The following is a 21,866-nucleotide window of genomic DNA, read 5'->3' on the forward strand; positions in this document are numbered from 1 at the left end:
AGCCTCCCCTGACTGACCGCCGGATGCGATGCGGAAGCGAAAGGGAATCTTATCCGGCTTTATGCAGATGATATTGGGACGATTCTAGCTAATCCATCATCAATGTGAACTTGGTGAAGGTTGACAATAGAGAAGTCGACGATGTCAGAGACGCGTTCGCACACCCGCGCAGCGGGTCGTGAGCCTCGGTCAGTGGGCCGGAAGCGTTTCGGAAGCAGCGAAAGCCTTATGCCGGAAGCGCGGCTCTCGCTCTGCTTGTCAGGCACAAGGCCGGACGGCCACCGCCTGAAGGGATCTTCGATCGTGCGATGGGGCACTGGAAAGTACCGCGGGCGCGGCAGGAGACGGGGCGCTCCCGCGACCAACGGAGGCGGGCACGACGAGCGCATCGATATCCACCTGGCCAGCGAGTGGGGCTGGGCGGACGGCAGGGACCCTCAGTACCTCTACGTCTTCGAGCCCGGCCAGGCGATCGAGCCGAGCAGGCTGAGCTGGATCTTCAGCTACTTCCGTCAGGCCGAGCTGCACCTGGTGCAGTGCCGCGACGACGAGCTGATCAGGGTGCGCAGCCAGGCGAAGAAGCAGGTCACCGAGATGGAGAGCCTGATAGGTCTGAAGATGGAGAGCGATCACGACATCAGCGAGATCGAGCACTACCTCGACGCGCGGCGCAAGGCGCTCGGCTCCGCGGGGCCGGCCACGGCGCCGGGTCCGTACGAAGGGCTCGACCGGACGGAGGTCGAGGACCGGCGCCGGCTGAACCGGCTCAGGGGGCTCCGCGCCGAGAACATCAGGCGCCGCGAGGCGTTCACCGGCATCGTCGGCGGGCTGCGCAGCGACGAGGACCGCTGGCGGCAGATCCACCGGAAATACCGCAACACCGCCATGGTCGCGCTGGAGGAGACCCGGCCGCTGATCATGGCCTACTACAACGCGTTCGTCTCGGTGCATCCCCGCCGCGAGGCCGTACGGAGGCACTGGCGGCCACGCGATCTCGTCCTGGGCCCCGAGTGGAACGACAACGACCTGCCCCAGGAGTTCCTGAGCGGGGAAGGAGAGAGCGTGACCCAGGCATGGCAGCACTTCCTGCGCCTGCATCAGGCGGGCGGAAGCCTCGGAGAGGAGTATCCGTCATGAGGGTCACGGCCTGGCAGGCGGGAACGTTCGCGGCGGTGATCGTGATGTCCGTCTCGGCCGGCTGCGAAGATCCGCCCGCGCCACGCGCGAACTGCGGCGTCGTCGTGGACACCACCAAATACGCGAAATACCCCACGGCCAAGGAGCTCATCGACCAGCATCTGGTCGCGTTCGGCAGGACCTGCAGCTGGGCCGGGTTCGCCGCCATCACCGGCAACTCGGTCGGCACGCCGTGCCAGCGGCCCTCGCTGGGGCTGCTGGCCACCGGCGAGGAGAACCCCAAGGACAACCCGCGCGTCGCCCAGCAGATCAGGGAACGGCGTCTCGGCGAGTTCTACCGGCACGCGTCCTACCTGCTGGAGAAGTGCGAGGACCCGACCCCGGACTCCGACGTGCTGGGCGGGCTGCGCGTCATCGGCGAACGGCTGCGCGGCGCCCCCGACAGGACCGCGCCCGTCAAGATCATCATCTTCAGCGACCTCATGAACAACAAGGGCGCGCTGCAGTTGCAGAAGGGCAGCTTCGCCTCCGCCCGCGTCCGCGCGGCGAAGGTGCGCAAGCTCCTCGACGCGGGCCTCCTGCCCATGTTGGCCGGCAAACCCACGATCACCGTGCACGGATTCAACCTGCTCTCGGAAACGGAGGGTCCCCGAGTGACCCAGCTCGAACAGGTCTGGCGTGCGATCTTCGCCGCCGGCGGCGCGGGGCAGGTGAGCCTGCTGTGACGCAGATCATGGAAGAGAGTTCGTGGACCTGGCGGCCCAGGCCGTTCCCCATGCCGGACTTCGAGGCGGCGGCGCACCAGGCGGCGAGCGCGGCGCCGGACGACGCGCGGCGATCCGGGATCGACGCCGCCGAGGCCATGGCGGCCGGTTACGAACCCCCCGGCCTGGCGGTCGTGTGCGCCAGGCGCGCCGGCGACCTGCGCGCGCTCTCCGCCCACTACGTCGCCCAGCGCGACACGGCCGAGGTGCTGCTGCGCGAGCACAAGGCGAATGAGAACGAGCGCGCCGCCTGGCAGCGCCAGGTCAGGGAGGGCCACGACGAGGCCCGGCTGGTCGTGGGCCGGCTCACCGCCTACGCCTCGCGCCGTCCCGGCGACCAGCTCGCCAGCGAGGTGGCCGTCTCCGGCGGGTTCGGCAAGCGGTTGCGCCGTGACGGCCCGCCGCTGCTGCTGCTCGCCGTACTGCTCGGCGTGGAGATCCCGATCTACTACGAGACCTTCCTCGACCTCGGGGACCGTCCCCTGCTGACGGCGATGCTCGCCGCCGTCGCGGTGCTCGTCTTCGGCCTCGGCCCGCACATGTACGGGCGCAAGTTCCGGGAGTGGCAGGAGGAGGGCAGCGCGCCCCGGCAGGCCAGGGAGTTCCGGCTGCGCGACTGGTTCACCCGGCCGTCGCCCATGACCCTGCTGCCCCTGCTGTGGCTCGTGACCGTGGTCGCCGTCGCCGTCACCCGGCTCAGGACACTTTCCACGCCGGTGCCGTACACGTCCTCGACCGGGGAGCTTCTCCGGCTCACCGAGCTGGCCGACGGCATCGGCATGGTGCCCACCTTCATCCTGCTCCTCGCCTTGATGATCTTCACCGCGATGATCGCGCTGGAGACTGGCCGCCGTATGGGCAACCCGAACGACAAGCGGCTCAGGGACGGGCGGGCCCGCCTGCGCCAGCTCTCGGCGGACCTGGACAAGGCGAAGGAGCAGGCGGGGCGCGACGAGCACCTCCAGGCCGGCCTGGAGCAGTTCCTGAACGGCGGCGCCACTTCCCAGCATGAGCAGGCGGGACAGCTCGAAAGCGGCTACGAACAGGTGGAGTGCGCCTATGTCGCGGCCTTCCTGACCGTGCTGGCGGCCGAGGACCCGCAGATCTCCGGCTGGGCCACCACGATCATGAGCAACCACCGGAGACGCCGTCACTGAAGATCGGGTCCGAGGAGGCTTCGGCATGACGATCCCCGGCACCGAGCCGATCTTCGATGTCATCATCGACTTCCTGCGGGCGAGCACCTGGCCGCAATCCCGCGAGGTGCTGGCCGCCCACCCGCGGCTGCTCGAACCGATGGCGGAGCTGATCCTCAGCACGATGGTCGACGATCCGGACCTGCCGCTGCTCGTGTACCCGGAGATGAACGACCACCGGGCCGCCGAGTTGCTGCGCATGCACGAGAGCCTGCTCACCCGATGCCGCGAGGTCGGCATCGGCCGGGCCTTCGAGGAAATGATCAGAGACTAGTCGCGGGGCGGCGGAGGGGGCTGCCCCGCGACGTTCCTCTCCGGGGGGTCCGGAGGCTACGCTGATCGTATGGGCGTCACCGGGGCGGATGACCCGCTCATCAAGGCCCGTGAGGAAATGCGAGACCTGCTGCGCGACATCCCTCATTGGCGGTTGACCGAAGACGGCTGGGGCCAGGTGGAGCAGACGCTGGCCGGCGCCGCCAAGGCGACCGTCACGGCCGATCCCGAGCTGCTGGCCCAGGCGGTGGCGGAGGTGGAGATCACCGCGCCGCGACGCGGACGGGTTCGTCTCGGCGACGCGCCCGCGATGCCCGCCCCGTCGAGCGTCCGCGAACGCGTCAACAAGCTCGTCCACAGACTCGACATCCTCGAGGCACGGGAGCGCGGCGACTATGGGAGCAGCTCCGGAGCTGGTTGACCACACGCTCGTGGTCCACCTCTACTCCGCTCGTGACGAACCCGCCTACGCCCGCCTGCGCGAGTTCTGGAAGACGTGCGCGGACGGTCTCGGCATGACGAGTCCGATCGGGCCCCTGATGCTGCCGCGGGAACCGCCCGCCGACCAGGCCGAACTCCACACGTTGATCGGCAGGCTGGGGCTGGCGGCGCAGCAGACGCCCGACCTCGACAACCAGCTCATCCTGCGCCGCCACGACGACGTGTTGTGCGTGAGCGCCGCGCTGGCGTCGTCGGAACCGGCGACCTGGGCCGAGCTGGACAGGCGCTGGAGCGCGATCGCGCCGCCCGTGAAGAGCTGGCACCTGGGCGAGACCAGGCTCTACCAGGCGACCGTCCTCGGCGCGAACGACACTGGCCCTGACGCCCTCGATGACCTTGATACCGGCCCTCGCGCCCCTGACGCCGCCTCCGTCTACGCGGACAGCCCCGCCGAGGAGCCGTCACTCGGCGGCGGGGTGCTGGTGGGCGGGCACACGATGGTCTGGGAGGTGCTGGACGGCCGGCCCGAGCCGAGGCTGCGCAGAATCGTCGCCGTGACGAGACAAAGCTTCAGGGCGGCGACCGACGAGTGGTTGTGGACCCGCGGCGACGCCACGTTCCCGCCCTTCGCGATCTACCTCCGGTACGCCGCCGAGGTCAGGCACCTCGGCATCGCCCTCGACCAGGGGCGCTGGAAGGACGCGGTGGACTCGGCGCACGACCTCCTCGAACAGACCCGGCCGCGACTCGCCGAGGAGACGGCCGAGAACCTGCTGCGCGCCCGGCACGAGCTGGCCCGGATGCTCACCGGGCCCGGCGGGCTCACCGACACCGCCGACGACCTGTACGAGGCCCGGCGCGTCATCAGGCGGGCGGCGGAGAACATGCGCTCCCCCGTACTGACCGGATTCGAGCACCCGCACGACTGGCTGGGCCAGGAGCCGACGCCGCGCGACGACCGCAGCGCCGCCGAGGCCGCCCAGTACTTCGGGCTCTTCGCGACGGACCGCGAGCTGGCGGAGCGCCTGAGCGACAGGTTCGAGGACGAGATGCGCCGGCTGGAGGCCACCCGCGAGCGCGCCCGCGAGGTGCTGACCGAGCTCGCCCAGAGCGCGGCCACCCGGCTGCAGCAGCGCAGAGAGGATCTCCAGAGGGACGAGGAGAGCTCGCGCGAAGGGCAGCAGAAGCTCAACCTCCTGCAGACCGCCGTCATCGGCGCGGTGCTGATGGTGCTCGCGGCGATCCAGTCGTTCGGTTACCAGGTCCGGATCCCGCTCTCGCTCATGCCTGCCGTGATCGCGCTGCTCGGCTCCGTGGCCCTGCTGCTGGCGACCCTCACCCTCGGCAACACCCGCGGCAAGGAGGGTGCGGTCGACAAGGAAAGCGCCTACCTGCGGGTGGCCGTGCGGGTCGCGGCCGGGCTGACCGGCGCCGCGGGCGGCTGGGTGGTGTCCACGCTCATCCACCGGCTGACGACCGGCTTCCCGGCCCCCGTCTGGCTCAGCCTCGCCTGTGCCGTGCCTTCGTTCCTCGCCGCGTTCGTGATCCACCGGCGCGTGACCCGCACGAAGCCCTGACCGGGGTGTCCTCGGGCGCCGCTTGACCTTGTCACAGGTGTCAACCTCTACCCTCGACTCCCGGCCCCGACGACGAACGGACACCGATGAACACGCTTCTCGATCTCGACCAGAGCTTCTTCGACGCCTTGGTGGCCGGCGACGCCGCCGTACTGAAGGAGTTGCTGGCGGACGACTTCATCCTGGTGGGCGTCGAGGACGGGAGCGTCGTGGGCAAGCAGGCCGTTCTGGACCTGGTGGCGTCCGGGTCGCTGCGGTTCCCGCGGATCGAGTCGTTCCCGGACGAGGCGATCGTACGGGTCATCGGGAATGTGGGGATCGTCGTCGGGCGTACCGGCATGAACTTCACCAATCCCGACGGCAGCTCGTTCAGTGCCGGGAGCCGCTACACCCACGTCTACGCCGCCCACTCCCCCGGCGCCTGGCGCCTCACCTCCGCCCAGGGCACCACGATCAGCACGTGACCGGGCGGCCGGCCCGCGGCTGTGCATCCTCAAGGTCCCCGAGCAGAAGACGGCACCACGTGGTGATGGCCGACCCCGAGGGCAACGAGTTCTGCGTCGCCGCGGCGACGAGCTGACCGCGCTACGTGATGGCTCCCGCCGCGGCGTCGAGCTGACGGCGCTACGTGGTGGCTCCCGCCGCGGCGACGTTGTGCAGGAGCAGGGCCTCCGCCAGGCAGACCCGGGCGAACTCGCCGAGGTGCAGGCTCTCGTTCGGGCTGTGCGCCTTGGCGTACGGATCCTCCACGCCGGTGACCAGGATCGAGGCCCGCGGGAACATCTCGCGGAAGGTGGCGATGAACGGGATGGAGCCGCCGACGCCGATGTCCACCGGGTCGGTGCCGTCCCAGGCCGTCTTGAACGCGGCGCGGGCCGCGTCGAAGTATTTCCCGGTCGCGTCGATCGCGCACGGGCTCCCGTCATGCTCGAGCGTCACACCGATCCGGGCGCCCCATTCCGCGTGCTTGTCCAGATGCGCCACGAGCGCCCGGTAGGCCGACTCCGGATCGTCCCCGGGCGCGATCCGCATGCTGATCTTCGCCCGCGCCTCCGGGAGCAGCGCGTTGGGCGCCTCGGCCGTACGGGGGCCGTCGACGCCGAGCACGGAGATCGACGGCTTGGTCCAGAGCCGGTCGACGATGCGGCCGGTGCCGATCAGGTCGACCCCGTCAAGCAGCCCGGCCTCCGACCGGAACCGCTCCACCGGGTAGTCCAGCGGCGCCGCCTGCCCGCGCACCAGCCCTTCGACCGCCACGTCGCCGTCGGCGTCGTGCAGCGTGGCCAGCAACCGGCACAGGGTGGTCAGCGCGTCGGGCACGGCGCCGCCGAACATGCCGCTGTGCACCGCCGACTCCAGAACCTGGACGGTGACGAAGCAGTTGACGATCCCGCGCAGTGAGGTGGTCAGCGCGGGCACGCCGATGTCCCAGTTGCCGGAGTCGGCGATGACGATCACGTCGCTGGTGAGCTCCGCGCGGTGCTCGGCGAGCAGGGCGGGCAGGTCGTGCGAGCCGAACTCCTCCTCGCCCTCGACGAAGACGACGACGCCCACCGGCAGCCGGTCGTCGGCCGTGCCGCAGCCGAACGCCCGCAGCGCCGCGATGTGCGCCATGATGCCGGCCTTGTCGTCGGCGGCGCCCCGCCCGTACAGGCGGCCGTCCCGCTCGACCGGCTCGAACGGGTCCGACTCCCACCGGCTCAGGTCGCCCGTGGGCTGGACGTCGTGGTGCGCGTACAGGAGCACGGTCGGCGCTCCGGGCGGCGCGGGGTGACGCCCGATGACGGCGGGAGGTCCTTCACCCACACGGCTCACCTGTACCTCCAGCCCGAGGTCGCGCAGGAGGTCGGCCACGGCGTGCGCCGAGCGCTCCAGCGGGGCGGAGTCGAATCCGTCGAAGGCGATGCCGGGGATGCGCACCAGTCGTTCGAGGTCGGCGCGCACGCCCGGCAGTTCGCGTTCGATCGCGGCACGCAGCCGGTCGGGGGTCGTCGTCATGGCGAAATCCTTTCACGCCATGCCGGAGACGGTTCAACCGACGCCGCCGATAAGCTGCGCACATGGCGCGGATTCTCCTCTTGCACTCGATGTACGGCCTGCGGCCCGCCGTCCATCAGGCCGCCGACAGGTTCAGGTCGGCCGGCCACGAGGTGCACGTCCCCGATCTGTACGACGGCCGGGTCGTCGGCACACCAGAAGAGGGGATCGCGATCAAGGAGGAGATCGGCCGCGAGGAGTTGCTGAAGCGGGCCGTGACGGCGGCGGCCCCGCTGTCCCCCGACGGCCTGGTGTACGCGGGCTTCTCGCTCGGCGCGGCGATCGCGCAGAACCTCGCCCTGGCCGACGAGCGCTCCCGGGGGCTGCTGCTGATGCACGGCACCTCCGACCTGGCCGACGGGGTCTCGGCCGACGACCTGCCTGTCCAGCTGCACGTGGCCGACCCCGACACCTACGAACCCGTCGACTGGCTGAACGCCTGGTACATCCTGATGCGCCGGGCGCGGGCCGACGTCGAGGTCTTCCGCTATCCGGGCGTGGGCCACCTGTTCACCGACCCTGACCTGCCCGACTACAACGCCTCCGCCGCCGGGAGCGCCTGGGCCGTCGCCCTCGACTTCGTCGCCGGCCTCTGACCGGCCTGCCGCCGATGGCGTACCTGTCGCGCCTGCGCGAGCCGCGCTGAGAGGGGATCGCTAGCGAGGCGGCGCGGTGGAGCGGCGGGGCACGAGGGTCGGGGTGACGGAGAAACGCATCGCGGCGGTACGGCCGCCGACGCGTTCGAGCAGCAGCCGGCCCGCGGTCCTGCCCATGATGGCGCCGTCCTGGTCGACGCTGGTCAGCGCGATGTGCGCGAGCCCGATGATGCGGGCGTTGTCGTAGCCGGCCACGGAGATGTCGCCGGGCACGGTCAGGCCGGCCTCGTGGACGGCCGCCAGAGCGCCGAAGGCGGCCTGGTCGGCGCCGGCGAAGATGGCGGTGGGTCGCGGGTCGCGGGCCAGCAGCTCGCGGGCCCCCTCGTAGCCGCCCTCCTCGGTGTAGGAGGTGGCGGCGAGGGCGATGTGGCCGGCCAGGCCGTGCTCGGTCATCACCCGTTCGTAGGTCGTGGCCCTGATGGTCTGCAGCATGGCGGCGGAGCTGCCCCCGATGGTCTCGGTGATGTGCGCGATGTGGCGGTGCCCGAGCGCGATGAGGTGCTCGACGACCAGCTCGGCTCCGAGCTCGTCGTCGTCGAGCACGCAGTCGTACAGTGCCGAGCGGTCGTGGCGGCCGAGGACCACGAGGGGTGTGTCCTTGGCCAGCTTCTCCAGTTGCGCCCTGGCGCAGACGGGGGCGACCCAGAGAATGCCGTCCACCTGCCGGTCCACCAGCGCGTCACTCGCGCGGCGCTCCGCCGCGGGATCCCGGCCGCCGCTCTGGACCATGATCGCCTGGTAGCCGCTGGCGGAGATCTCGTCGGTCAGGCCGTCGAGGATGTCAGCGAAGAACGGGTTCCTGATGTGCGGAAGCAGCACGCCGATGGTGAAGGTGCGCCCTCGCATGGCCCGCGCCGCGTTGTGCGGGCGGTAGCCGAGCTCGTCGATGGCGGCCTGCACCTTGGCCCGCATCGCCTCACTGACCCCGTAGGCGTTGCGCAGCACTTTCGACACCGCGGTGGTGGACACCTGGGCGTGCTCGGCCACATCGGTGATTGTCACTCTGCGTTGCCGATCTCGGGTGACCATGTGCCGCCTTCCTGGGGTCGACGCCGCTCGATTGTACGAGCCCAGCGCATGGTACGCGATGGGTAACGTTATCCAGTCAGGCTCGCCAAGACCGGCAATTACGGCCAGTCACGATCGGGGACCGTTCCCCAAATGAACCCCTTGACGCCCTGCCAGGTAACGCCTACGTTAACTCGCATCGGGGGACGCTTAAAACGTTTCAACGAACCCGGAGGGGCGTTGTGAAGACCTCGCACCGCATGACGGGAGCGGCCCTGGCCGTTCTCGCGATGGCGGCCCTGGCCTCGTGCGGCTCGGGCCCCGGCTCTGACTCTGGGCCCGCCGCCGACGGCTCGGCCACCCTGAAGTTCCTCGTCGACAACAGCCTCGGGACCACCGGCACGGCCAAGGCGCTCACCGACGCTTTCATGCAGGCCAACCCCAAGATCAAGATCGAGACGGAGACGCGGCCCGGAGGCAGCGAGGGCGACAACATCGTCAAGACCAGGCTCTCGACGGGCGACATGTCGGATGTGTTCTGGTACAACTCCGGGTCCCTGCTGCAGGCGCTCAACCCGGCGCAGACCATGGTCGACCTCACCGGCGACCCGGTGCTGGCCAACGTGCAGAAGGACTTCCTGCCGGTGGTGAGCCAGGAAGGCAAGGCGTACGGCGTCCCGGCGGGCACGCTGACCGGCGGCGGGATCCTCTACAACCGCAAGGTCTACGAGCGGCTGAAGCTGCAGGTGCCCAAGACCTGGGCCGAGTTCACGGCCAACAACGACAAGATCAAGGCGGCCGGGATCACGCCGGTGATCACGACGTTCAAGGACACCTGGACCTCGCAGCTGTTCGTGCTGGGCGACTACTTCAACGTGCGGGCGGCGGTGCCGGCCTTCGCGCAGGAGTACACGGCCAACAAGGCCAAGTTCGCCACCACACCCGCCGCCAGGGCCGGGTTCGACCACCTGGCCGAGGTGCACGCCAAGGGCTACCTCAACGAGGGCTTCGGCTCGGCCACCAACGACCAGGGCATCAAGATGCTGGCGGAGGGCAAGGGCGCGCACTACGCGATGCTCAGCTCGTCCCTGCCGCCGGTGATCGCCACGCTGCCGCAGGCGGCCACCGACATCGGCTTCTTCGGCATCCCGGGCACCGACGCGGCCAAGAACGGGGCCACGGTCTGGGAGCCGGCCGGCGTCTACATCGCCAAGACCACCGAGAACCTGGAGGCGGCCAAGAAGTTCCTGGCCTTCGTCGCCTCGCCGGCCGCCGCCGACGCGGTCACCAAGGCCGTCCCGCCGACGGGGCCGTACCGGATCCAGGGCGCCAAACTGCCCGCGGACGCCATCCAGGCCGCCAAGGACCTGCAGGCCTACGTGGACAGCGGCGCCACGGCGCCCGCCCTGGAGTTCGTCTCGCCGGTCAAGGGCCCGTCGCTGGAGCAGATCACGGTCGCCGTCGGCTCCGGGCTGACGCCGGCCGCCGAGGGCGCCGCCCAGTACGACAAGGACGTGGACAAGCAGGCCAAGCAGCTGGGGCTCGCGGGATGGTGACCAAGCAGGACGCCGGGCCCCGGACGGGGCCCGGCCCCTCCGCCCCGCGGCGGAACTCCCAAAGGAGGCGGAACGCGGCCTACCCGTACGCGTTGTACCTGCCGGCCGCCGTCGTCTACGTCGTGATCTTCCTGGTGCCGACGGTGATGGCGTTCTACTTCGCGCTGACCCGCTGGACCCTGTTCGACAGCACCTTCGTCGGCCTGGACAACTTCCGCGACTTCCTCGCCGAGCAGAACCTGCGCATCGGCTTCCAGAACACCCTCGTCTACGCCGTCGTCACCAGCGGGCTCAAAGTGATCCTCGGGCTGCTGCTCGGCGTGCTGCTGACCAGCAGGCTGCGGCTGCGCGGTTTCCTGCGCTCGGTGGTGTTCTTCCCCGTGCTGGTCTCCACGGTCGCGGTCGGCATCACCTTCAGCATGTTGCTCAAGCCGGAGACCGGCCTGGTCAATCAGGCCCTCGCGCTGGTCGGCGTGGACGGCCGCGACTGGCTGGGCGAGGCGACCACGGCGCTGCTGTCGGTGGCGCTGGTGGACGTGTGGAAGGGGGTGGGCCTGGCCACCGTCATCTACATCGCCGGCATCATGTCGATCCCGTCGGAGTACTACCAGGCGGTGGCCGTGGACGGGGGCAGCGCCTGGCACCGCTTCCGGCACGTGACGCTGCCGCTGTCCTGGCCGGCCACGTACTCGGTGATCATCCTGTCGTTCATCGGCGGGCTGCGCTCGTTCGACCTGATCTGGACGATGACCCGCGGCGGGCCCGGCTTCACCAGCGACACCATCGCCTCGATCATCTACAAGCAGTACCAGGCCGGCTTCTTCGGCCTGTCCACCGCCGGCAACGTGCTGCTGTTCCTCATCGTCACGGCCATCGCCGTGCCGCTCAACTACTTCCTCGGCAAGAGGCAGGTCCCCGCATGAGAGCACTTCGCAGGCTCAGCGCGGAAGCGGTCGCGCTGGTGCTGGCCACAGTGATCTTCCTGATCCCCTTCGCGCTCATGTTGCTGACCGCCGTCAAGGACCAGACGCAGGCCACCGACCTGGACTTCGCCTGGCCCACGAACTGGCCGATCGTGCAGAACTTCACGGCCGTGATCGAGGCGGGCGACTACGTGCTGCTGCGGGCCTACGTCAACAGCACGATCCTGACCGTCGCCTCCGTGGCGCTGATCGTGGTCTTCGCCTCGATGGCCGCGTTCGTGCTGCAACGCCGTCCAGGCAAGGTCGCCAAGCTGGCCGACTTCCTGGTGTTGTCGGGGCTGATCATCCCGCCAGCGGTCGTGCCGACGATCTGGCTGCTGCAGGCGCTCGGCCTGTTCAAGACCCTGCCGGGGCTCATCCTGGCCGAGGTCGCCTTCAACCTGTCGTTCGCGATGTTGTTGTTCCGGGCGTTCGTCGCGGCCATCCCGCGCGAGCTGGACGAGGCCGCCCAGATCGACGGCTGCGGCGGGCTGCGGCTGTTCTTCCGGGTGATCTTCCCGCTGCTGCGGCCGGTGACCATCACGGTCATCCTCACCAGCTCGGTGCAGATCTTCAACGACTTCGTCAACCCGCTCTACCTGCTGCCCGGCGACGACAACGCCACCGTGCAGGTCACGCTCTACAACTTCCAAAGCCAGTACAACACCCAGTGGAACCTGCTGTTCATGGACATCGTGCTCATCACGATCCCGCCGCTGGTGCTGTTCGTCTTCTTCAACCGCAAAATCGTCGCCGGAATGACCGCCGGCGCCATCAAGGGGTGACATGACCTTCCTGACCGTCGAACCGATCAGCTTCGAGCACCACCGGGACCCGCTCGGTGTCGGCGAGAGCGAACCCCGCCTGTCCTGGACCGTGGCCACGGACTCCCCCGGCTGGCGGCAGCAGGCGTACGAGATCGAACTCAGTGACGGCACCGCCACCGGCCGGGTCGCCTCGCAGGAGTCGGTGCTCGTGCCCTGGCCCGGCGCGCCGCTGGAGTCGCGCGAGCGGCGCGGCGCGCGCGTGCGCGTGCACGGCGCCGACGGCTCGGCCAGCGACTGGAGCGCCTGGTCCCACGTGGAGGCCGGCCTGCTCGACCCGGCCGGCTGGCGGGCGGAGGCCGCCGCGCCGCCGCTGGAGCTGCTCGCCGAGCCCGACGGCCACGCGCTGCTGCTGCGCCGCGACTTCAACCTGCGCGGCCCGATCACAAAGGCCCGCCTGTACCTCACCGCGCACGGCCTGTACGAGGCCGAGATCAACGGCCGGGTCGTCGGCGACGACGTGCTCGCCCCCGGCTGGAGCAGCTACGGCCACCGCCTGCGCTACCGCACCCACGACGTCACCGACCTGGTCGGCGAGGGCGGCAACACCATCGGCGCCACCCTGGCCGACGGCTGGTACCGCGGCCGCATCGGCTTCCTCGGCGGCAAGACGAACCTGTACGGCGACCGCACCGCGCTCATCGCCCAGCTGGAGATCACCTACGCCGACGGCGGCACCGAGATCGTGGCCACCGACGGCGAGTGGCGCTGCGCGACCGGCCCGGTCACCGCGACCAGCCTGTACGACGGCGAGAAGCACGACGCCCGCCTGCTGCCCCAGGGCTGGTCGGAGCCCGGCTTCGACGACTCCTCCTGGCTGCCCGCCGACGCCCTGCCGCACGATCCCGCCCTGCTCGTCTCCCCGACCGGCCCGCCCGTGCGCCGCACCGAGACCCTGGCCCCGGTCGAGGTGCTGACCAGCCCCTCCGGCAGGACCATCCTCGACTTCGGCCAGAACATCGCCGGCCGCCTGCGCATCCGCGTCCAGGGCCCGCCCGGCCACACCGTCACGCTGCGCCACGCCGAAGTCCTGGAACACGGCGAACTGGCCCTGCGCCCCCTGCGCGGGGCCGACGCCCTCGACCGGTACACGCTGCGCGGCGACGACAGGCCCGAGGAATGGGAGCCGCGCTTCACCACCCACGGCTTCCGCTACGCCCAGGTGGACGACTGGCCGGGCGAGCTGGACCCGGCCGACGTGCGGGCCGTGGTCTGCCACACGGACCTGCGGCCGATCGGCGACTTCGACTGCTCCGACCCCATGCTCAACCGGCTGCACGACAACGTCCGGTGGAGCATGCGCGGCAACTTCGTCGACCTGCCCACCGACTGCCCGCAGCGTGACGAGCGCCTCGGCTGGACCGGCGACATCCAGGTCTTCGCCCCCACCGCCGCCTTCCTCTACGACTGCGCGGGACCGCTGACGTCGTGGCTCGCCGACCTGGCCGCCGACCAGTCCTTCTACGGCACCGTGCCGCACTACGTGCCGTCGGTGCCGCTGAAGTTCGACCTCTCGCCGACCGCCGCCTGGGGCGACGCCGCCGTGCTCGTCCCGTGGGTGCTCTACCAGCGCACCGGCGACCTCGGCCTGCTGCGCGCCCAGTACGCGAGCATGACCACGTGGGTGGACCAGGTCGACTCGCTCACCGGCGGGAACCACCTGTGGGACGAGGGCTTCCAGTTCGGCGACTGGCTCGACCCGGCCGCTCCCCCGGACGATCCCGGCAGGGCCCGCACCGACCACGCGCTCGTCGCCACCGCCTACCACGCCTGGTCGGCCCGCGTCGTAGCCGACACGGCGGCGCTGCTCGGCCACGACGCCGACGCCGCCCGCTACACGGAGCTGGCCGCGCAGGTGCGGCAGGCCTTCCGCCGCGAGTTCGTCACCCCGTCGGGCCGGCTGGCCTGCGACACCCAGACCGCCTACGCCCTGGCCCTGTGCCTGGACCTGCTGGACGGGCAGGAGCAGCGGGAGCGGGCCGGGCGGCGGCTCGTCCAGCTCGTCGCCGCCGACGGCCACCGCATCGGCACCGGCTTCGTCGGCACCCCGCTCATCTGTGACGCGCTCTGCTCCGTCGGCGCCTACGACACCGCCTACGAGCTGCTCACACAGCGCGAATGCCCCTCGTGGTTGTACCCGGTGACGATGGGCGCCACCACCGTCTGGGAACGCTGGGACAGCCTGCTCCCCGACGGCACGGTCAACCCGGGCGAGATGACCTCCTTCAACCACTACGCCCTCGGCGCCGTGGCCGACTTCCTGCACCGCACGGTCGCCGGCCTCGCCCCGGCCGAGCCCGGCTACCGCCGCCTGCGCATCGCCCCGCGCCCCGGCGGCGGGCTGACGCACGCCTCGGCGCGACTCGACACTCCGTACGGGCCGGCCGCGGTCTCCTGGCGCAGGGACGGCGAGACGCTCACCGTCACCGCCACGGTGCCGCCGGGCACGTCGGCGCTGGTGGACCTGCCGGAGACCGAGCCGCGGGAGGTGGGCGCGGGCACTCACGAATTCACCGTGAAATAACCCCTGGCGCGGGCCGGACTCCATCCGGCCCGCGCCGGTTCCATATCATTGAGGTCATATCACGGCGTTATACCCCCGCGATTCCGAGCGCCCGGCCGCGCATTGTCACGGTGCAATTTGCCGAAGATCCAGGTCGCGGCTCCTCCTCTGCATCAGGCCAGGCAGACCTGGCCGGATGCCGGTCTGGAATCAATTGCCTTGCGGCGGCTCCGAACCCCTGATTCTCTTGGCACCTGCAATCGGATAGCAGTTCGCGTTTCGCTACTCGTCCCGCCAGAGAAGGTCTGAGTAATGCCTGCCGTGAGCCGATTTCGTCGTGCCCGAACTCCGATTCATCTGATCGCATTGACGCTTGTGGCGTCCTTTGTCGCGCCTCTCGACGTGGCCGCGGCGGCGCCGCCGCCGGCGGTCCCGCAGGTCAGGCAGGAAGGGGCGCCCGCGGCCCGGCCGTTGCCCTCCGGTGTGCGGCCGGACACGGCGTTCGCGCCCGCCAAGCGGCCCCCGGTGACGCCGCCCGCGCTGAAGGCCGACGGCAAACCGGCCGAACTGGCGAAGGGCAAGTGGACGGAACTGGCCGGCAAGGCCGACGCGGCCACCGCCAGGGCGAGCGCCGCGGCCAAGGCCCAGCTGACCGGACGACCCGTCAACAGGACCGGCCCCACCGCCACCACCACCGCGGCGGCGGCCGGGTTCGCGGGGCTGTCCTTACGCCCCGGCTTCGAGCTGGGTGACACCTCGCTGGCGCTCTACTTCAGCTCGGGTCAGGAAGACCCGTCGTGGACGGGCGCCCGGTTCCGGTTGTACGAGTCCGGCTCGCCGACCGAGCAGGCCTCCACCCTGGTCCCCCGCGCCGAGCTGCCGCCCGCCTCCCCCACCTGCGGCGTGGGCGGCGAGTTCTGCCGCTCGTTCGGCGTCAAGGACGGCTGGGTGCTGGAGACCGGCAAGCAGTACTTCGTCACCGCCGCCGCCGTCTACGACGACGGGCAGGAGACCCTCTCCGACGCCTCGAACCTGTCGGCGCCGCGGCAGACGATCGACCCGCCGCCGGTGCCGAACGAGCAGGCCATGGGGTGCGGGTGCGGCAACGCGCTGGCGCTGACGACGGCCGGGCAGGCGCAGCGGGCGCTGGGGGTCAACACCGGGACCGGCGCGTACGTGCGTACCGAGCAGGACTTCGCGATGGCCTCGTTCGGGCCGGTGTTCACCAGCACGCGCACCTACTCCTCCATGAACCGCGGCGCGAGCGTGCTCGGGCTGGGCTGGGCCTGGTCGTACGACATGCGCGTCACCGAGCAGGACGGCGTGGCGATCGTGCGGGCCGAGGACGGCGCGCAGGCCCGCTACACGGCGCAGGACGGCGGCGCCTACAAGCGGCCGCCCGGCGTGCGCTCGACGCTGCGCAAGAGCGAGGACGGCTGGGTGCTGACCACTCCGCACCAGCTCCGCTACCTGTTCGACGCGCAGGGCCGGCTCTCCGCGATGCGCAACGCCCGCGACGTGGGCGTGACGCTGACCTACGAGACGACCGGCGTCAAGATCACCGACGCTTCCGGGCGGGTCGTCAAGGTCCGCGTCGAGGGCGGCCTCATCCGCCAGATCAGCCTGCCCGACGGCCGTAACAGCAACTATTTCTACACCGGCAACCTGCTGACCAAGGTGCTGGACGGACGCGGCTTCGCCTGGACCTACACCTACCACGCCAACAGCCTGCTCAGCCAGGTCGTGGACCCGCACCGGGTCGCGATCGTCAGCAACGTCTACGCCGCCGACGGCCGGGTGAGCGCGCAGAAGGACGGCCTGGGCAAGCAGACGACCTTCGTGTGGAAGGCGGCCGAGCAGGAGGCCACGACGACCGACGCCGACGGCGTGATCGTCTTCGACGGCTACCGGGGCAACACCCTGGTCTACTCCCAGCGCGGCACCGGCGACTCCGACAACCACCGCTACGACGGCAACCTCAACCGCGACCTGGTCGTCAACGGCAACCAGCACCAGCACGAGGCGATCTTCGACACCAACGGCAACCGCCTCCAGGCCGACGCGCCGAAGCCGCTGAACATCTCCGAGAAGACCAAGTACGACGAGCGCAACAACCCCACCGAGCACACCGACGCCAACGGCCAGGTGTGGAAGGACACCTACAACGAGTTCAACGAGCTCGTCCGCAGCGAGGACCCCAACGGCGCCACCATCACCCACGAGTACGACACCCGCGGCCTGCGCGTCTCCACCACCGACCAGCGCGGCAAGGTCACCCGCTCGGAGTACACCTCGCAGGGCCTGCTCAAGGCCGTGATCTCACCGCTCGGACGGCGCACCGAGTTCGTGTACGACGTCACCGGCCGCAAGATCGCCACGGTGGACCCGCGGGGCACCGTCCAGGGCGGCAACAGGGCCGCCTACACCATCAAGTACGCCTACGACGCCCAGGACCGTCCGACCAGCACCCAGGAGCCGGGCAAGTTCGGCGCGTGGCGCAGCGGCTACGACGAGACCGGCCGCGTGGTGCGCCAGCAGTCGCCGACCGGCCAGAGCACGACCTACGCCTACTACGCCAACGGCCTGCTGAAGACGGTGGAGGACGAGCGGCGCACCTCGCTGTACACCTACACCGAGGCCGGCCGCCAGGCCACCGCCCAGGCGCTGCTGCGCACGAGGGCGCCGATCGTGACGTCGTACGCCTACGACGCCAAGGGCCTGCTCAAGACCGTGACCTCGCCGCGCGGCAACGAGGCCGGCGCGAACAAGGCCGAGTTCACCACCACCTACTTCTACGACCACGACGACAACCTGGTCCGCATCCGGCAGCCGTACCCGGGCGGTGGCTTCACCGAGCGCGATGTCAAGACCGACCCGCTGGACCGCACGTCGAGCACCACCGACGAGCTGGGCAAACAGTCGACGTTCGGCCGTGACGACGCCGGCGCCATCACCAGCGCCACCGACACGCTCGGCCGCACCACGTCGCTCGGCTACGACAAGGCGGGCCGGCAGACCGAGATCACGGACTCGGGCGGCAAGAGCACCAAGACCGAGTACGACGCGGCCGGCAACCGGATCAAGGAGGTCAACGCCACAGGCGGCGTCACCACCTGGTCCTACGACGACGACGGCTTCATGGTCACGGTGACCGAGCCGCGCGGCAACGTCGGTGGCGCCGATCCCGCCGACTACACCACGCGCTTCGAGTACGACCGGGCGGGCAACCAGGTCAAGTCCTTCGACCCGCTGGGGAATGCCGCCACGGTCGCCTACGACGCCTCCAACCGGGCGACGGCGGTGACCGACGCCAAGGGCCGTACGACGCATCAGACCTACCGCGAGGACGACCTCCCGGCCACGACCCACACCCCCGAGACGCCCTACAACCCGCTCCTGCCGCAGATCGGGTCCACGGTCTACTCCTACACCTCCGACGGCCTGCTGGAGGCGGTGCGCGACCCGATAGGCCGCAGCTCGCGCATGGCGTACGACGACGCGGGGCGGCTGGTCGCCAAGTCCGACCCGCTGGCCCGCCGGATGGAGATCACCTACGACGCGGAGAACAACCCGCTGACGGCGATCACCGTCGGCGCCCTCGAATGGTTGTCGCCCGAGGAGCGCGCCAAGCGCACGGTCTCCATCACCTACGACATCCGCAACCGCCGGACCAGGACCGCGCTGGGCTCGCAGGGCCCGGTCTACACCTTCGCCTACGACTCCAAGGACCGCACCACCGCCTACGGCGACCCGACGGGCCTGCGCGAGGTCGGCTACGACGACGAGGACCAGGTCGAGAACATCACCCGCAAGACCGCGGGGCTGCCCGACGAGCTGTTCGCCTACACCTACGACGACCGCGGCAACGTCGCGACCAGGACCTACCCCGACGGCACCAAGATCAGCACCGACTACGACGACGACAGCCGGTTGAGCAGGCAGAGCGTGTCCGGCGGCGTGGCGGGCGGCGAGTCGGTCTGGACGTTCGGCTACGACGCGGCGGGCAACCGCACCTCGACCACCCTGCCCACCGGCGGGCTGACCGAGAAGCGCGTCTTCGACGAGGCGGGCCGCCTGACCAGTGTCAACACCGCCGAGGGACAGGGCGCCCCGGTCTCGGCCTTCGACCTGACGCTGGACGAGATGGGCAACCCCACCAAGGTCGTCACCAGGCGGGGCGAGCGCAACGAGTCGGTGGCCTACGACTACGACAAGGCGGACCGGGTGGTCTCGGCCTGCTACTCGGCCACGAGCTGCGCGCGCGGCTCCGAGATGACCGGGCGCATCGACTACAGCTACGACCTGATGGGCAACCGTCTCAGCCAGAAGCGGACCGGCACGGCGGGCAACGACCTGACGACGTACGCCTACGACCCCGCCGACCAGCTCCAGCGCGAGACCGTCGTCAAGCCCGGCAGCATCGTCTCCAAGGACTACGACTACGACGTCAACGGCAACCAGACCAGGGCCGGATCGGACAAGTTCACCTACAACCTGGACAACAGCCTGGCCACGGCCACGGTCGGGGCCAACAGCACCGCCTTCACCTACGACGCCACCGGCCTGCGCCTGAGCGCGACCACCACGGCGGCCACCACCACCGGTGCGGGCACCGTGACGGGCGGCGTCGTGACGGGCACCCGGCGCTGGGCCTGGGACACCAACGGCAACCTGCCCCAGATCGCCCTGGACACCGCCACGGACCCGGCCGGCGCCGTCGTCCAGAGCCGCGGCTTCGCCTACGGCCCCGACGACGAGCCGCTCGCCCTGCTCACCGGTGACACCACGCACGCCTACACCCACGACTGGCTGGGCGGCGTGGCCAACATGCTCTCCCCGTCGGGCCAGGTCGAGGCGGGCTACGACTACGACCCGTTCGGCAATCCCCGTACCGGCACCACGCTGACCCCGGCCACGGCGGGAACGCGGGAGGGCACCTCGCAGGAGGCGCAGGCGCCCGACAACCCGCTGAGGTTCGCCGGTGCCTACCAGGACGACACCACCGGCAACGGCAACTACTACCTGCGCGAACGCAACTACAACCCCGGCACGGGCCGCTTCACCACCACCGACCCGATGCCGACGGGCACCGGCTCGACCTCCGCCTACACCTACGCCGCCAACAACCCGCTGGTGATGACCGACCCCACCGGCATGCGGCCCGACCCGGGGCCCACCACCGGCGGCGAGACGGCCCCGGCGGCCGAGGTCGATCCCGGCCCGAGCCCCGAGGACGTCGCCAAGGCGCAGCAGCTCCAGAACAAGAGCATCCTGGACGTCATCCTCGAGGCCGGCGGCCAGATCCTCATGGAGGTCCTGGGGATCACCGACATCATCAACTGCCTCAAGGGCGACCTCGGCGCGTGCGTCTCCGCGGTCGTCGGCTCGCTGCCCTGGGGCAAGATCTTCAAGGCCCCGAAGATCATCGGCGCCATCTGGAAGGCCGGCAAGGCCGTCATCAGCTTCTTCGAGGAGCTCAAGTGGGCCAAGGCCATCCTGAGAGGAGCCGAACGAGCGGCTGAGGCGGCCAAGGCGGCAGCGGCCAGGGCGGCCAGAGCCGCGGCCGACAAGGCGGCAGCCGCCAAGGCCGCGGCGGAGGCCGAGGCCAAACGCCTGGCGGCAGCGGCCAGAGAACGGGCCAGAGCCCTGGCCGCCAAGGCCAAGGCCAAGACGAAGCCGCAGAGCACGTCGGCCAAGCCGCGGGTCAAGCCCGGTGACACGTGCCCGAACAGCTTCGTCACCGGCACCCTCGTCCTGATGGCCGACGGCAGCACCAAGCCGATCGAGCAGGTCGGCCTCGGCGACGAGGTCGTCGCCACCGACCCGGAGACCGGCGAGACGACGGCCAGGCCGGTCGTCAGGACGATCCTCGGCGAAGGCGACAAGCAGCTGGTCCGCATCACGGTGGACGGGGCCGGCGCCGAGCTGGTCGCCACCGACGGGCACCCGTTCTGGGTCGAGAGCCTGCGCCGGTGGCTGCCCGCCGGCGAGCTGCGCGCGGGCATGTGGCTCCGTACGAGTGCCGGGACGTTCGTCCAGGTCAAGGCGGTCGCGAAGAACAAGGCCCGGGAACGGGTACACAACTTCACCATCGCCGGCCTGCACACCTACTATGTGCTCGCGGGGACCGCGCCGGTTCTGGCGCACAACTGTCCCCAGGCGGAGGACTATGTCAACTGGGTGGACGAGGGCGGCAACCTCAGGGCCGGCGGTTCTCCAGGGATGCGGCCCGACGCCTATCGCTACCAGTCCGGAACCCCCGGCGCGCGGTCCAACGCCGTCTCCGGCTACGGCCAGGCCCCGCACATCTCCTTCGTCGACGACGCCGGCGAGACGATCGGCGCGAAGTTCGACGGGGTCCAGGGCAACGAGCTGATCGACAGAAAGCTGAACCCCATGTTCACCACCAAGGCGGTCGACCAGGCCCGGCGGCAGTCCGCGGTCGCCCAGCACTACGGCCTGCAGGCCGTGTGGGAGCTGCCCACCACCCAGGCCGTGGCCGCCGCGAACCGGTTCATGGGCGCCAACGGAATCACCGGGATCCTCGTGAGACACGCCCCATGGTAGAGAACGACAAACTGCTCGTGCAGGCACTGGTCGACGCGTTCCTGCTGCTGGAGACGGCGGAGGCGCACGAGATCGACCCCGACACCGCGGTGCGCGGCATGGAGAACATCGCCTCCTCGCTCCTGCTGATGGACCCGGCGGGACAGCAGGGCGTGCGCGCCGCGATGACGGAGCTCGGCGACGCCTCCGGCGACCTCGCCTACCGCGAGTTCGCCCAGGCGCTGCCCGACATGATCGGGCTGGCGCCCGAGCCGTAGGACCATGAGGGTGTGGGGACGTCCAGGCGGCGTCCCCCACCCTCTTTCGATGTGCGCCCGGCTCCGATGATCCTCCTGGGCCTCAGGCGCGGAGCACCAGCCGCTGAG

16 protein-coding genes are annotated in these 21,866 nt (G+C 70.4%); 14 read left to right on the top strand and 2 right to left on the bottom strand.

The window, feature by feature from the left end:
• Positions 1-303 precede the first annotated feature (303 nt).
• The 7 genes from ACFPZ3_RS12845 to ACFPZ3_RS12875 all read left to right on the top strand — a co-directional run bounded on the left by ACFPZ3_RS12845 (position 304) and on the right by ACFPZ3_RS12875 (position 5,852).
• Complete coding sequence (locus ACFPZ3_RS12845; RefSeq protein WP_379514260.1) at positions 304-1,137, top strand: hypothetical protein; 834 nt, start codon at positions 304-306, stop codon at positions 1,135-1,137.
• Positions 1,134-1,862, top strand: coding sequence for a hypothetical protein (locus tag ACFPZ3_RS12850; protein WP_379514261.1), 729 nt, complete (start codon positions 1,134-1,136; stop codon positions 1,860-1,862). The genes ACFPZ3_RS12845 and ACFPZ3_RS12850 overlap by 4 nt, the downstream gene beginning before the upstream one ends.
• Positions 1,859-3,058 (top strand): hypothetical protein, encoded by a 1,200-nt coding sequence (locus tag ACFPZ3_RS12855; RefSeq protein ID WP_379514262.1) that lies wholly within the window; start codon positions 1,859-1,861, stop codon positions 3,056-3,058. The genes ACFPZ3_RS12850 and ACFPZ3_RS12855 overlap by 4 nt, the downstream gene beginning before the upstream one ends.
• 25 nt (positions 3,059-3,083) lie before the next feature.
• Positions 3,084-3,371, top strand: a complete 288-nt coding sequence (locus tag ACFPZ3_RS12860) for a hypothetical protein (RefSeq protein ID WP_379514263.1) — start codon at positions 3,084-3,086, stop codon at positions 3,369-3,371.
• 69 nt (positions 3,372-3,440) lie between these two features.
• Complete coding sequence (locus ACFPZ3_RS12865; protein ID WP_379514264.1) at positions 3,441-3,791, top strand: CATRA system-associated protein; 351 nt, start codon at positions 3,441-3,443, stop codon at positions 3,789-3,791.
• Complete coding sequence (locus ACFPZ3_RS12870) at positions 3,766-5,388, top strand: CATRA conflict system CASPASE/TPR repeat-associated protein (protein WP_379514265.1); 1,623 nt, start codon at positions 3,766-3,768, stop codon at positions 5,386-5,388. The genes ACFPZ3_RS12865 and ACFPZ3_RS12870 overlap by 26 nt, the downstream gene beginning before the upstream one ends.
• 86 nt (positions 5,389-5,474) lie before the next feature.
• Complete coding sequence (locus tag ACFPZ3_RS12875; protein WP_379514266.1) at positions 5,475-5,852, top strand: nuclear transport factor 2 family protein; 378 nt, start codon at positions 5,475-5,477, stop codon at positions 5,850-5,852.
• A 160-nt stretch (positions 5,853-6,012) separates the two neighbouring features.
• Here the strand turns inward: ACFPZ3_RS12875 and ACFPZ3_RS12880 are convergent, their stop codons facing one another.
• A complete protein-coding gene (locus ACFPZ3_RS12880) occupies positions 6,013-7,386 on the bottom strand; it encodes a dipeptidase (protein ID WP_379514267.1) in 1,374 nt (457 codons plus the stop codon).
• Positions 7,387-7,448: 62 nt separating this feature from the next.
• Between ACFPZ3_RS12880 and ACFPZ3_RS12885 the strand changes: the two genes are divergently transcribed.
• A complete protein-coding gene (locus ACFPZ3_RS12885) occupies positions 7,449-8,021 on the top strand; it encodes a dienelactone hydrolase family protein (RefSeq protein ID WP_379514268.1) in 573 nt (190 codons plus the stop codon).
• Between the two features lie 60 nt (positions 8,022-8,081).
• Here ACFPZ3_RS12885 and ACFPZ3_RS12890 read toward each other — a convergent pair whose 3' ends face one another.
• Positions 8,082-9,083 (bottom strand): LacI family DNA-binding transcriptional regulator, encoded by a 1,002-nt coding sequence (locus tag ACFPZ3_RS12890; protein WP_379514269.1) that lies wholly within the window; start codon positions 9,081-9,083, stop codon positions 8,082-8,084.
• Positions 9,084-9,331: 248 nt separating this feature from the next.
• On the opposite strand from ACFPZ3_RS12890, the gene ACFPZ3_RS12895 reads away from it, so the two are divergent.
• The 6 genes from ACFPZ3_RS12895 to ACFPZ3_RS12920 all read left to right on the top strand — a co-directional run bounded on the left by ACFPZ3_RS12895 (position 9,332) and on the right by ACFPZ3_RS12920 (position 21,758).
• Positions 9,332-10,645, top strand: a complete 1,314-nt coding sequence (locus tag ACFPZ3_RS12895; RefSeq protein WP_379514270.1) for an ABC transporter substrate-binding protein — start codon at positions 9,332-9,334, stop codon at positions 10,643-10,645.
• Entirely contained in the window at positions 10,639-11,568 is a 930-nt protein-coding gene (locus ACFPZ3_RS12900; protein WP_379514271.1) for a carbohydrate ABC transporter permease, read from the top strand. The genes ACFPZ3_RS12895 and ACFPZ3_RS12900 overlap by 7 nt, the downstream gene beginning before the upstream one ends.
• Entirely contained in the window at positions 11,565-12,392 is an 828-nt protein-coding gene (locus ACFPZ3_RS12905) for a carbohydrate ABC transporter permease (RefSeq protein ID WP_379514272.1), read from the top strand. The genes ACFPZ3_RS12900 and ACFPZ3_RS12905 overlap by 4 nt, the downstream gene beginning before the upstream one ends.
• A gap of 1 nt (position 12,393) precedes the next feature.
• Positions 12,394-14,955 carry a family 78 glycoside hydrolase catalytic domain gene (locus ACFPZ3_RS12910; RefSeq protein ID WP_379514273.1) on the top strand — a complete coding sequence of 854 codons (2,562 nt, stop codon included), beginning with the start codon at positions 12,394-12,396 and terminating at the stop codon, positions 14,953-14,955.
• Between the two features lie 354 nt (positions 14,956-15,309).
• Complete coding sequence (locus tag ACFPZ3_RS12915) at positions 15,310-21,501, top strand: RHS repeat-associated core domain-containing protein (protein WP_379514274.1); 6,192 nt, start codon at positions 15,310-15,312, stop codon at positions 21,499-21,501.
• On the top strand, positions 21,495-21,758 hold the full coding sequence (locus tag ACFPZ3_RS12920; RefSeq protein ID WP_379514275.1) for a hypothetical protein: 264 nt from the start codon (positions 21,495-21,497) through the stop codon (positions 21,756-21,758). The genes ACFPZ3_RS12915 and ACFPZ3_RS12920 overlap by 7 nt, the downstream gene beginning before the upstream one ends.
• The last annotated feature ends 108 nt before the right edge of the window (positions 21,759-21,866 follow it).

The organism is Nonomuraea insulae (genome assembly GCF_042656245.1).

Coding starts and splice junctions, on each gene's coding strand:
- ACFPZ3_RS12850 (WP_379514261.1), top strand. CDS start 1,134: ATGAGGGTCACGGCCTGGCAGGCGGGAACGTTCGCGGCGGTGATCGTG.
- ACFPZ3_RS12905 (WP_379514272.1), top strand. CDS start 11,565: ATGAGAGCACTTCGCAGGCTCAGCGCGGAAGCGGTCGCGCTGGTGCTG.
- ACFPZ3_RS12865 (WP_379514264.1), top strand. CDS start 3,441: ATGGGCGTCACCGGGGCGGATGACCCGCTCATCAAGGCCCGTGAGGAA.
- ACFPZ3_RS12880 (WP_379514267.1), bottom strand. CDS start 7,386: ATGACGACGACCCCCGACCGGCTGCGTGCCGCGATCGAACGCGAACTG.
- ACFPZ3_RS12875 (WP_379514266.1), top strand. CDS start 5,475: ATGAACACGCTTCTCGATCTCGACCAGAGCTTCTTCGACGCCTTGGTG.
- ACFPZ3_RS12900 (WP_379514271.1), top strand. CDS start 10,639: ATGGTGACCAAGCAGGACGCCGGGCCCCGGACGGGGCCCGGCCCCTCC.
- ACFPZ3_RS12870 (WP_379514265.1), top strand. CDS start 3,766: ATGGGAGCAGCTCCGGAGCTGGTTGACCACACGCTCGTGGTCCACCTC.
- ACFPZ3_RS12910 (WP_379514273.1), top strand. CDS start 12,394: ATGACCTTCCTGACCGTCGAACCGATCAGCTTCGAGCACCACCGGGAC.
- ACFPZ3_RS12885 (WP_379514268.1), top strand. CDS start 7,449: ATGGCGCGGATTCTCCTCTTGCACTCGATGTACGGCCTGCGGCCCGCC.
- ACFPZ3_RS12920 (WP_379514275.1), top strand. CDS start 21,495: ATGGTAGAGAACGACAAACTGCTCGTGCAGGCACTGGTCGACGCGTTC.
- ACFPZ3_RS12860 (WP_379514263.1), top strand. CDS start 3,084: ATGACGATCCCCGGCACCGAGCCGATCTTCGATGTCATCATCGACTTC.